Raw genomic sequence first — 12,604 nt, forward strand, 5'->3', positions numbered from 1 at the left:
AAAAAGGGCGTCACACAGAACGCCCTCAGATTATTTTATTCGTTTGAGATTGATCTCTCCGATAGGATTAACGATCAGCGGAACTTTTTCAATCGTTACACTACTTGTGTCAAGCCCGAATGCTCTTTCTTCCGAGAGTGAAACATGTTTGAAAAAGAAGTAAAAGTCCAGAATGATCTTTTCATAAAAAGGAAGTTCGTTCTCGTAGCTCAGGAATTTTTCCATCACAACAAAACGGAAATCTCCGATAAGATTCTTTCTTCCTAAAGATTCATAACGCGATGTAATGTCCACTTCGAAATTCTTCACCATGTCTTCGACAACTTTCCGGAACATAAGATTGATCCTTGGTTCAACACGGAAACCTAACCGGAAATCTATCCTGATGATATTTCCTTTTATCAGCTCTATCACTTTGTAGTCCATCGTATAGGGCTCATCCATTACATCAACGTGAACGAACCAATACATATCAGCTCGCTTAGGTTGTTTTTGTAAAATGGAATAGATGACCTTTGCCTCTATCTCGTCAGACATATTCGCACTCGTCAGATAAACAAGATGCGTTGCATATTTTGGAATAGAAAAATCGTGACTCAGGTCGCGTAATAAATTCAGATAGTCTTTCAGCTTTACAAATTCAACGAACCTGTTTCTGATCTTTCGGGCTGCATACCAACCCCACATCTGGAAGATCAATGCACTCGCTATCATAAGTGTCAACCAACCTCCATGCGGGAATTTGTCGAGGTTGGCAACAAGGAAGGCAAGTTCAACTGTCAGGAACAATACAAGTACAAAAATGATAAAGAAGATAGAAACTCGTCGCAGATACAAGTAGTATGACAACAACGTTGTTGTACTCAACATTGTTATGATGATGGCCAATCCATATGCGGCTTCCATCCCACTCGACTCTTTAAAGAACAATGTTATTCCTATACAACCTGCAAGCAAAACCCAGTTCACTGAGGGAACATACAATTGTCCGCGCATGTCGGTCGGATAAACGACTCTGACTTTCGGCCAGAAATTTAACCGGATGGCTTCGTTGATCAATGTAAACGATCCGCTGATCAATGCCTGACTGGCAACAATGGCTGCTGCTGTTGCAATAACAATTCCCGGAATGAGAAACCACTGTGGCATCATTTCGAAAAAAGGATTTTTCTCTTTCAATAAAGATCCTTCTCTCTCAAGTAGCCATGCTGCTTGTCCAAAGTAATTCAATAACAAAGATGTTTTTACAAATACCCAGGTGATTCGGATATTCTTTCGTCCACAATGTCCCAGATCACTGTACAACGCCTCCGCTCCTGTTGTACAGAGAAAGACTGCACCTAATAACCAGAATCCTCCCGGATACTGAGTGATGAGATGAATGGCATAATAGGGATTGAGCGATTTTAAAACATATGGATGGGCTGCCATATTATAAACTCCAAGCACTGCAATAGTCGAAAACCAAACGAACATCATCGGACCAAAAAATTGTCCTACGAATTTTGTTCCGAATTGCTGAATGAAAAATAATGCAGTAAGGATCGCTATTACAATCGGTACGGTAGGTATTTCCGGATTATAAATTCGAAGCCCTTCAATGGCGGAGGAAATCGAAATAGGCGGAGTAATGATTCCATCTGCTAACAATGCTGATCCACCAATTACTGCCGGCCAGATCAACCATTTTACTTTCGTTCGGCGAATTAATGCATACAGAGAAAAAATTCCACCTTCACCTTTATTGTCTGCACGCAAAGTAAGCATGACATACTTGAAAGTTGTTTGTATTGTAAGCGTCCAGAAGATACAAGAGATACCACCTAAGACAACTTCAGGATTGATTGGTTGTTTACCTACAATGGCTTTCATTACGTACAGTGGTGAAGTACCAATGTCTCCGTAAATGATTCCAAGTGTAACAAGCAGCATTGCTGCCGATACTTTATGGTCGTTGTGCTTACTCAAGCAAAAATTTATTGGGCGAGCAAAAGTAAAAAGATTTTTAAAGGTCTATGCGTTTTGATGGAATAAACTATTGGGGTTTTCCGACTTCGTTATTCGTCTTACGTCTTTCGCAAGAACCTGTACGAAAGACGAGAGATGAAAAACGAAAGACCAAATCCACAGACGAAAATTCACTAGCTTTGCATTATGCAAGCTCATTACGATGTAATTGTTGTTGGTGCCGGACATGCCGGATGCGAAGCTGCTGCTGCTGCTGCTAATATGGGATCAAAAGTTTTGTTGATCACTATGAATATGCAGACAATAGCGCAGATGTCGTGCAACCCTGCTATGGGCGGCATTGCTAAAGGTCAGATTGTGAGGGAGATAGACGCTATGGGCGGATATAGCGGAATTGTTTCCGATATTTCCATGATCCAGTTTCGTATGCTTAATCGCTCGAAAGGGCAGGCAATGTGGAGCCCACGAACGCAAAATGACAGAATGGTCTTTGCTACTGAATGGCGGAATATGCTGGAACAAACTCCGAATGTAGATTTCTGGCAAGACATGGTCAACTCGTTGATTATCAATGACGGACGGATTGCAGGAGTCAAAACCAGCATGGGAATTGAGTTTGGAGCCAAGTCTGTAGTTTTAACTAACGGAACTTTCCTGAATGGAATAATACATATCGGAGAAAAGAATTTTGGCGGCGGAAGAACCGGTGAAAAGGCTGCTACCGGTATAACAGAACAATTGGTTTCAATTGGATTTCAGAGTGGTAGAATGAAAACGGGAACACCTCCACGTATCGATGGACGATCTCTTGATTACACAAAGATGGAAGTTCAGGATGGTGATGTTATTCCCGGAAGATTTTCTTTCCTGGATACTCCTATTCCCGAAAAACAACGGTGCTGTTGGATCACTTATACTAATGATGCCGTTCACAATATTCTTAAAGAAGGCTTTGAGCAATCTCCTATGTTCACAGGAAGAATTCAAGGGATTGGTCCACGCTACTGTCCTTCTATTGAAGATAAGATAAATCGATTTGCTGATAAAGAAAGACATCAATTATTTGTTGAACCGGAAGGCTGGAATACTGTTGAAATCTATTTGAATGGATTCTCGACATCCTTACCTGAAGACGTTCAACTTCGTGCATTGAAAATGATTCCGGGCTTTGAAAAAGCTAAAATGTTTCGTCCCGGTTACGCTATAGAATACGATTACTTCCCGCCACAACAGTTGGGACTTACCCTTGAAACTAAACTGGTAAAGAATTTATTTTTTGCGGGACAGATTAATGGTACTACTGGCTACGAAGAAGCCGCTTGTCAGGGATTAATGGCCGGTATGAATGCGCACTTAAGTATTAATCAAAAGGAACCATTCATTTTAAAACGTTCAGAAGCTTATATCGGTGTTCTTATTGACGACCTTGTTACAAAAGGAACTGATGAACCTTACCGTATGTTTACTTCACGGGCTGAATTCAGAACACTGCTCCGACAAGATAATGCTGACGTTCGGTTAACACCGATCAGTAATAAATTAGGATTAGCTTCAGACGCTCGGTTAGAAAGAGTAGAAAAGAAAGTTGCCTATTGTGATGAACTTATTGATTTTATTAAGAACTATTCAGTATCACCTGAAGAAGTAAATGAAATGATGGCAGAAGCCGGAACTGATGAACTTCGCCAAAAAGTTAAACTTTCGGGCGTTCTTTTACGTCCGCAACTAAACATGGAATTGATTGCAGGTGCTGTTAAACCTTTGAGCGATTTTATTGATACAATTCCTGCTGATTTCAGGGCAGATGCCATAGAACAAGCCGAAATTTCAATGAAATATGAAGGTTACATAGGAAAAGAGAATGAAATAGTGCAAAAATTCAGTAAAATGGAAGAAATCTTCTTAAAAGAGGACTTCGACTACCATTCGCTGAATTCCTTGTCAATGGAAGCCAGAATAAAGTTATCGACCATTAAGCCTTCAACACTAGGACAAGCGTCCAGAATTAGCGGAATTTCGCCATCTGATATCTCGGTTTTAATGGTTTTTTTAAGCAGATAATTGCTTTAAAACCTCAATGTTTCACGTGGAACAATAATATATGCAAAATTTAGCCAATTGCCCACTTTGCGGTGGAACTGCCTTCAAAAAACTTATGGATTGCTTAGACTACACTGTTTCACGTGAAACGTTTTCTATCGTTCAATGTCCTGATTGTAGTTTTAAATTCACTAATCCCAGACCGTCGGAATCAGAGATAGGCCGGTATTATGAAAGCGAAGACTATGTAAGTCATAGCAATTCAACTAAGGGAATCGTAAATACCGTTTATCATTGGGTCAGGTCATATTCACTGAATGAAAAAGTAAAATTGATCAATAAGGAATATGCTTCAGGAAAACCTAAAGCAAATTCAGATACAAGAGCGTTACTAGATATTGGATGCGGCACGGGAGAATTTCTATCTGCTGCAGTAAAAAATGGTTGGAGCGGGAAAGGAATTGAACCTAGTGATAAAGCAAGGAAACAAGCAATTTCAAACCATAGGTTAGATGTGTCAAATCAAAATGGCATTTCAGATCTGCATAAAGAGTCATTTGATATCATTACAATGTGGCATGTATTAGAACACGTGCATACTTTGAATGAAAGAATAGGGGAGATTCATAATTTACTAAAAGAAGGAGGAAAGGCAATTATAGCGGTTCCTAATTGCGTTTCCCTGGATGCAGAAATCTATGGGGAGAATTGGGCGGCTTATGATGTTCCCAGACATTTATATCATTTTACCCCGATCACAATGAAAGCGATCTTTTCTAAATATGGTTTTAAATTTGTTCGTGCACTACCAATGAAGTTTGATAGTTTCTATGTTTCAATGCTTACAGAAAAAAATATTTCCGGGACAAACCATTTGTTTAAAGCCTTTACGAATGGATTGAAGTCTAACCTAAAAGCAAAAAATGACGCCGAAAAATTCTCCAGCGTCATTTACGTGTTTGTTAAGTAAATAATATTTTTACATAGACCGGCTATGACTTCATCCAGGTGAATTTAAAACAGGATCCTTCTCCAATCTTAGAAGTAACAATCACTTCTCCACCTTGCTGTTCAACAATCTTTTTTACGATCGTTAATCCAATTCCTGTACTTTCTACTTTATCCTTCGGAACCAAAGTCTGAAAAATTCCAAAGATCTTTACTAAGTGTTCTTCTTTAATTCCAATTCCATTATCAGTAACAGAAAATTCGAAATGAGTAGGGTAGTCCTGATGCTCTATTTTTATAATTGCATTCTCCTTTGTATTGTATTTGATACTGTTAGATATTAAGTTCTGAAAAACCTCATGAAGCTTAATTCTTTCTGCATGGATCTCCGGTAAATGGTCAGAAACCTCAAATCTGAAATTTGGTGGCGGACTTAATAAATCTATTATACTGACAACCAACTCTTTAGTTGAAAATGTTTCTTTTGTATCAGTAACATTGCCCATCCGGCTATAATGAAGAATTCCATCAATCAGACCTTGCAGTCTGCTTGTGCGGCTTTTCATCATATTCAGGATGTCAATCGCTTCCTGACGGGGTTTATCACCCAATTCTTCTTCCAGGAAGCTGGCCAGACTGGAAAGTCCACGTAGAGGTGCTTTTAAGTCGTGTGAGACGACGTACACAAACTCATCAAGCTGTTTGTTCGTTCGCTGCAACTTATCGTTAGCGGCCTTTAATTCCTTCTGCTGAAGAAACAACCGTTCGAATACATTAACTTTTGCTAAAACAATATTATAATCCAAAGGCTTATGCAGATAATCGACCGCACCTTCTTCATATCCCTGAATAGTGAATTTTTCATCTTTGCTTAAAGCTGTCACAAAAATGATGGAAACATCTTTCGTCCTCGAATTCTCTTTCAATAAACGAGCAACTTCAAATCCATCCATATCCGGCATTTGAACATCCAGAAGAATAAGTGCGATCTCATTCTCCAGTGCAAGCTTGAGTGCCTCATTTCCTGAAGTCGCTTTGATGATCGTTCGCGATCTGTTTTCAAGCATACTTTCTAAAGAAATAAGATTTTCAGGCCGGTCATCGACCAACAAAATTTTAATAGGGTGTAACATACTCAAACCATCTTTGGTGTCAGTAGTCGAAACTGTGTGTGTTAACATATTGATAATTGTGTGTGCCCCAATATTAATCAATCATAGAGCTTTGGTGATACTAATATTGTTTAAATCTTACACTTTGCTTAATATTATTTTCGCTCATCATTTAATCTTCTTTAAACAGCCAAACCCGCATCATGGAAAAAAGATTCTCCATATTAACAGGCTTTGAAATATAATCGGAAGCTCCACACTGAATACATTTCTCTTTATCGCCAACCATTGCTTTCGCAGTTAGTGCAAGAATAGGAGTGGACTTATACCTATCGATCTTTCTGATCTGTTGCATAGCCTCAAATCCATCCATCTCAGGCATCATGATATCCATCAGAATAATATCTACATCCTTATACTTTGCCAGTTTCTCAAGTGCGTCCCGTCCATTCGATGCAGGTATCACCCGCATTTTATTATTCTCAAGCAAATTCGTCAAAGCATAAATGTTACGCATATCATCATCTACCAAGAGCACTTGTTTTCCTGCAAGCATCTCTTCCATATAAACAGGCATGACCGGTTTGGCAACATCTTTAGGCTTCTCGATCGATGACAAAAAGTTACTTGTCTCTTTCATTAATTTATCGAGAGATTCGCCATCCTTGGAAACGATAGCATCTGATAATCCAATTAGCGTTTCATCATTCATAGAATCAATATCTGTTCCTGTAAATACAATGACAGGAATTAACATTGTAGAGGGAGATTCTTTAATTGACTTAAGCAATGCACAGCCTTCCTCTGAACCGTTTCCGAGATCAAGATCCAGGATAATACAATCAAATGAAATTTTTGATAAAAGATTCTGCGCTTCAGAAACCGTTTTTGCAATATGAACATCTGTGTTATTGTAATGAGAGGAAAGTAAATTCTTAATGATCTCCTGATGCAAACTCATGTCTTCAACAATCAATACATTTCTGATTGCATTACTCAGATTTTTATTCAGCGATGAGAATGCATCATCAAGATCTCTTTTGTCAAGTGGTTTTCTTAAGTAAGCTGTAGCACCAATGTCTTTAGCAGAAGCAATTCTGTTGAACTCAGAAAGGATATGCATCGGTATCTTTTCAAAACTTTTGTTTGACCGGATCTTCCCGATAATTGTACTCGATGTAACTCCGGAAATCTTTTCATCAATTATAATCGCAGCCGGTTTATACTTCTCGGCATAGGCCATAACTTCACCTTCTTCAATCGCTAAAATTGCTTTGTATTTCTTCTCATGCGCCATATCCAGTAAAACATTCGCATAGGTAATGTCACTTTCAACGATCAGCAATAGCTTATCAGTATCCTTAATGGAGTCTCTATCGTCCATCGGACGATAATTCATCATCGTTGTTCCTTTCGACTTGCCTTCTGTTTTCGGATCAGTTTGTTCTAGTGAAACAAAATTTTCGGGCAGATAAACATAGAACGTACTTCCGACATTCTGCTCACTGATCAATTGCATTTCACCACCTAACATGGAGACAAGCATTTTACTTATTGACAAACCCAATCCGGTACCACCATATTTACGACTTGTACTTCCATCGGCCTGTTGAAAAGCTTCAAAGATCAAAGCTTGCTTCTCTGAAGGAATACCGATACCTGTATCCGAAACCGAGAATTCAATTATGTCTTTTTGTCCGCGCAAAGACGCATTGGAAAAAAGTGTTCCCTTGTTCGGACGTTTTATCCTTAAAATAATTTTTCCTTTTGCCGGTGTAAACTTAAATGCATTTCCCAGAAGATTTTTAATGATCTGCTCAAGTCTAACTTTATCGGTGTAAATAGATTCGGGCAATTCACTATGGTTCTCTATCTCAAAATCGATCTCTCTTTCATTGGCCACTTCTGTGAACAATGATCGAAGATCCGATTTTATCAGCTGAATACTTGCCTGCTCAGGATGTAGTTCAATTTTCCCGGCTTCTATTTTTGAAAGATCCAGAATGTCATTGATCAGCACCAACAAATCATTTCCTGATTTATGAATTACACGTGCGTATTCGGCTTGCTTATCGCTCAGGTTTTTATCCTTATTTTCAGAAAGCAATTTTGCCAATATCAAAACACTGTTTAAAGGTGTTCGCAATTCATGAGACATGTTCGCCAAAAATTCAGATTTATATCTGTTGTTTAGCTCCAGTTCTTTTGCTTTAATACTGATTGCTTCACGCGCCTGTTCCAGAATTTCATTTTTGTGTTCAAGCTCGCGTGCTTTCCCTTTCATTTCAATATTTCCCTGCTTTAATTCTTCTTCTGATGCCTGCAATAATCTCGACTGATTCGAAAGCTCTTCATTCGTAAGAAGCAACTCTTCCTCCTGAGCCTTCAATAATGCAGCCTGTAATCTTGTTTCTTCAAGAAGCCGTTTAGTAAGCGTATTGGAAATTACAGAAGAAAGTGTTGACCCGATAGTTTCACCTATACTCTTAACAAAACCTATTTCAAATGACTGAAATGAATTAAAACCGGCTAACTCAACAGCTCCATAAACTTTATCGTGATGCTTTAATGGAATGATCAAAACATGAGAAGCCGGCATACTGCCAAGTCCGCTTCCAATAATTGTGTAACTGCTTGGCACATCCTGCAGGTAAATTACTTCGCCGTCCTTTATTGCCTGCCCGATTAATCCTTCACCATAATCCAGAATATTTCTGGCTTTAACTTTATTGTGCATTCCATAACTTCCATGTAAAACGATCTTACTTTCAGTTCCTGCATTTATATCTTCCAATAAATAAAGTCCGCCATGAAAAGCATTAAGATACTTTACCATCGTAGAAATAACAGCATCGGAAAGCTTGTTTATGTCATCCGTATTTTCTCTGAGAACTTCATTGATCTTTTCTGAACGAGAGGAAACCCAGTTTCTCTGGCGATTATCTTCATCGGCGCTCCGCAAATTTGCCTGCATTTGAATCAAGGCATTACCAAGTTCATCATTTTCACTCAAAGGCTGATAATCTGTTGCAAGATTACCATCACCAATTGCATGGGCAAAATGAGTTGTCTTTTTCAAACTTCCGGCAAGCGTACTTACGGCTTCTGTCATTTGTCCGACAGCATTGTTACGTTGCATCAGCTTTACTTCGGGAATTTCTCCTCGGGCCATCTGTACGATAATATTCTTGAGCTTCATTGTAGGAACAATGATGTGATTTGACATATAAAACGCCGCAATCAAAATTACCACTACAATGAGAATGGCAATTCCCAATACACTCCACATCAATGTGCGTGAACTCGACAACATTTCCGTGTGCATCAGATCAGCATTCGATTTCTTTTTTTGAATCAACCGGTTTAGTTGACTTATAATATTTGTTGTCTGTGGTAATATCTGGTTTTCAATAATTCCTTCCGCTTGAAATTTCTTTGCAGCATCTTCATAATCGTCGAAATTTATCAGGGTCCGCATCAATTCACTTTGTGCTACCATGCATTTTTCAAATTCAGCAAAAACATATTTCATCGAATCAATTTCTTCTTTGTCTTTCCAGCTCGACATCAGATTACTGATTTCACCTTTGAGTGTCGGATATTCCACTTCATGGATCATTCGTAATTTGCCTTTGTCTTCCTTGTTACTTTGCAGATAAACCCAATTGGTCGAGTACATTTTCGATTTCGTGATCAATAGGTTCATGTTCTCGAGTGATTGCAAAGAAGGGACATCCACGACCATGATCCTGCTGGTGGCATCCTGATTTCTCGAAATATTTATTGTACTATAAATGGCATTAAATACAGAAATACTTATTACGATTATAAATACAATGTAAATTTCGAAATCAATTTTATAAGATTTATTCTTCATATCGTGTGTGATTAATTGTGAACTGCTGATGCCAGTTCCATCAACTTAGAGGAAATTTTAATTCCGTTATTTTTTACCGAGCTCATATTTATTTCAAAACGGATTTTATTGTTCTGATTAAACAAATTGATTCCCGAATTTCTTGTCTTACATCTGTCGTCTTCTGAAATAACAAGAACCCCTTTACCTGAATGTTTTCTGATTCTTTGATCGACCTTATTGTTATCAGTATTTGAAATAAAAATTACCTGGAAGCCGCTTGCATTACTATCGTCTGCCTGCTTTATCTCAACTTTCTGGCCATCTGCTGAACGTTGTGCTGCAAGAATTGTCAGTGCATCAAACATCTCTGATTCTCCTACAATACCAATTCTGATGACAGGCTTATTATTTTCAATAGGCCACTCAACATACTTAATGAAATTCAACAGAAACATCGCCTTGATCCGGTATTCGTTTCCGTCAGGAACGGCATCGGAGCGATGACACGATATAACCAGCAGGATGCTTAAAAGCACCTGACGGATAAAACGTGATATGTTGTTTCTCAAATTCAACTTTCTTCTTACTTATTTTTTAATTAAACTATAATTCAGTCGTATCTGTAACTCTCTTCCGCCACCGGGTAATGGTGCATGGTCGCCGTTGTATGGCTGAATATAAATTACGTCTTCATCCAGCAGATTGAATATTCCAAATTGCGCTGTTAAACCTTTTGTGAAAAAATTGTCTGCTGAAACATTCGCATTTACATAAATTGTCTCCGGGTGTATAGTTACCAGGTCGCCTTTACTCCTCGATATTGAATACCTCTTAGAATTAAAAGTAAGAGAAGGTGACAAAGTAATTGCGGAACCGATATTCCAGTTGCTGATAATATTTAATTTGTGTGCAGGAAATGCCAGATTTAAATTTTCGCCATTCTTCGGATTATATTCTTCGGCAACCTTGTGTCCTTCTGTGGTATAAAATGAATAATTGATCATAGCAAACCACTTGTTGGCTTTCCATTTATAGTCCAGCTCAATACCCCGAGTTCCTGCACGACCTTCGTTTTTATACATCTCCATACTTGTTCCGGGATCATAAGAAAATATGATCGGGTCTTTTGTAGTAATGTCATAAATATTGGTCGTCAGATATGAATTTCTGCCAAGCCTGACACCGCCTTCCAGCTCCATCACATATGTGTATTCCGGTTTGATTGACCAGTTCAGATTGATGTTCTCAACAGATGGTGCACGATAACCAATCCCATACAAAGTTTTCACGTGAAACTTTTCCCATGTCTTTGTTATACCAATCCGCGGTACAAAAGAAGTTCCATAATATTTGTTGTAAGAAATTCTGCTACCTAAAGTAAAGTTTACAATTTTTGTCTTGGCCAGAGCCTGAACGTTTCCGCCGTAATTATAGTTTTCAAATTTCTTGTTGCCATCAGTAAATGTTGAACCCTCAAGTCGGTTTGTTGCTAACAATGTTGTATACTGAATTCCGCCTGTGATATTCACTTTTTTCGAAGGGTCTATTGCATAATTTAAATATGCCTGATTCTTATTGCTTGTAACATCATACGGTTCAAAAGTATCACCCGAAGAATCATCATTATAGTACCAGGGATGTTCGAATTTAATTTTTACACCAGGTGTAAACTTCCATTTTCCGATATTGTATTCAACTTTTGCATTTATTGCAGAATTAAAAAAGCGGCTTCTGTATGCTTGCGAATAGACTTCGTCATATCCATCTCTCTGAAGTATTTTATAATTATCACAAAATGCAATGATGCTGAATTTACGATATGAATAATCAACCCGATATTGTTCAGAGTTCATCGCTGACAGATTTTGCAGAGAATAGGCATTGCCGTAATTGTCAATGTAATCTCTGTCACTTCTGATAAATTTGCTTTGATATGTTGAAATTGCAAGATGTGAATTGGTCCATTTCTTTCCGAATGCAGCAGAAACTCCACTTGAAGCATGCGCAGAACTGTAAGATGAGTATTGTGCATCAACTAAAACACCGTCGAGGTCGTTGTTTACTGTGATCACATTTATAACTGCATATTCTGCATATCCACCATAAATAGCAGAACCGGGACCACGAATAATTTCAATGCGTTTAATCTGACCGACAGGATAGTGTCCGCCAAACTGAAGTGTAGAGTAGAGGTCTTCATTCATTTCAAGACCATCCCATAACATGAGAACTTTGCCTTCATGTGCCCAGTTTCCCCGGACACCTATTCCTACTATCCCTTCTACATCGACACCAAAATCAAATCCGGGAATTAATTGCAATACCTGCATCAAATCCCTCGCTCCTGACTTTAAAATCTCATCTCTTGTAACAACCGTTACAATCCCCGATGACTCTCTTCCTATTTCGGGCTGATCTGAAACCACAGAAACGCTGACATTCATAAGCTGTTCCAATGACATCTTATAAAACGGTACCGAATCTGTTAACGCTCCTTCACCCTCTGCTAAAGCAATATTTGCGCAGAAAAGGCAGAATAATATTAATTTGAATTTTCGCATATGAATAACTTCTCCAATGGAATTAATGCCATTGTCCAAAATTATTATACACGGTAAGTGAAAGGATGTTTATTAATGAAATTTATAGAGGGTCTCATACCTTACAACTGTAAGAT

At 38.4% G+C, this 12,604-nt stretch carries 7 protein-coding genes; 2 read left to right on the forward strand and 5 right to left on the reverse strand.

Translation table 11 applies throughout. The features are described 5' to 3' along the window. Window positions 1-30: 30 nt before the first annotated feature. Complete coding sequence (locus IPL24_16215) at window positions 31-1,932, reverse strand: KUP/HAK/KT family potassium transporter (GenBank protein ID MBK8365147.1); 1,902 nt, start codon at window positions 1,930-1,932, stop codon at window positions 31-33. Between the two features lie 222 nt (window positions 1,933-2,154). Between IPL24_16215 and mnmG the strand changes: the two genes are divergently transcribed. Together mnmG and IPL24_16225 are read left to right on the forward strand one after the other, a co-directional pair. Then, the gene (gene mnmG, locus IPL24_16220; protein ID MBK8365148.1) at window positions 2,155-4,029 is read left to right on the forward strand and encodes a tRNA uridine-5-carboxymethylaminomethyl(34) synthesis enzyme MnmG; all 1,875 of its coding nucleotides are present in this window, start codon (window positions 2,155-2,157) and stop codon (window positions 4,027-4,029) included. Between the two features lie 40 nt (window positions 4,030-4,069). Further along, window positions 4,070-4,978, forward strand: coding sequence for a class I SAM-dependent methyltransferase (locus IPL24_16225; protein MBK8365149.1), 909 nt, complete (start codon window positions 4,070-4,072; stop codon window positions 4,976-4,978). 22 nt (window positions 4,979-5,000) lie between these two features. On the opposite strand, the gene IPL24_16230 is transcribed toward IPL24_16225, so the two are convergent. From IPL24_16230 to IPL24_16245, 4 genes are all read right to left on the reverse strand, one after another. Beyond that, a complete protein-coding gene (locus IPL24_16230; GenBank protein MBK8365150.1) occupies window positions 5,001-6,089 on the reverse strand; it encodes a response regulator in 1,089 nt (362 codons plus the stop codon). Window positions 6,090-6,240: 151 nt separating this feature from the next. Beyond that, window positions 6,241-9,945, reverse strand: coding sequence for a response regulator (locus tag IPL24_16235; protein MBK8365151.1), 3,705 nt, complete (start codon window positions 9,943-9,945; stop codon window positions 6,241-6,243). A gap of 11 nt (window positions 9,946-9,956) precedes the next feature. After that, window positions 9,957-10,496 carry a YfiR family protein gene (locus tag IPL24_16240; GenBank protein MBK8365152.1) on the reverse strand — a complete coding sequence of 180 codons (540 nt, stop codon included), beginning with the start codon at window positions 10,494-10,496 and terminating at the stop codon, window positions 9,957-9,959. A gap of 18 nt (window positions 10,497-10,514) precedes the next feature. Further along, window positions 10,515-12,488, reverse strand: coding sequence for a TonB-dependent receptor plug domain-containing protein (locus tag IPL24_16245; protein ID MBK8365153.1), 1,974 nt, complete (start codon window positions 12,486-12,488; stop codon window positions 10,515-10,517). Window positions 12,489-12,604: the final 116 nt, after the last annotated feature.

The organism is Bacteroidota bacterium, assembly GCA_016711505.1.
GTDB lineage: Bacteria > Bacteroidota > Bacteroidia > AKYH767-A > 2013-40CM-41-45 > JADKIH01.

What these genes read in the sequence shown, in the direction of transcription:
- IPL24_16235 (MBK8365151.1), bottom strand. Translation starts at nt 9,945, where the DNA reads ATGAAGAATAAATCTTATAAAATTGATTTCGAAATTTACATTGTATTT.
- IPL24_16245 (MBK8365153.1), bottom strand. Translation starts at nt 12,488, where the DNA reads ATGCGAAAATTCAAATTAATATTATTCTGCCTTTTCTGCGCAAATATT.
- mnmG (MBK8365148.1), top strand. Translation starts at nt 2,155, where the DNA reads ATGCAAGCTCATTACGATGTAATTGTTGTTGGTGCCGGACATGCCGGA.
- IPL24_16230 (MBK8365150.1), bottom strand. Translation starts at nt 6,089, where the DNA reads ATGTTACACCCTATTAAAATTTTGTTGGTCGATGACCGGCCTGAAAAT.
- IPL24_16225 (MBK8365149.1), top strand. Translation starts at nt 4,070, where the DNA reads ATGCAAAATTTAGCCAATTGCCCACTTTGCGGTGGAACTGCCTTCAAA.
- IPL24_16215 (MBK8365147.1), bottom strand. Translation starts at nt 1,932, where the DNA reads ATGCTGCTTGTTACACTTGGAATCATTTACGGAGACATTGGTACTTCA.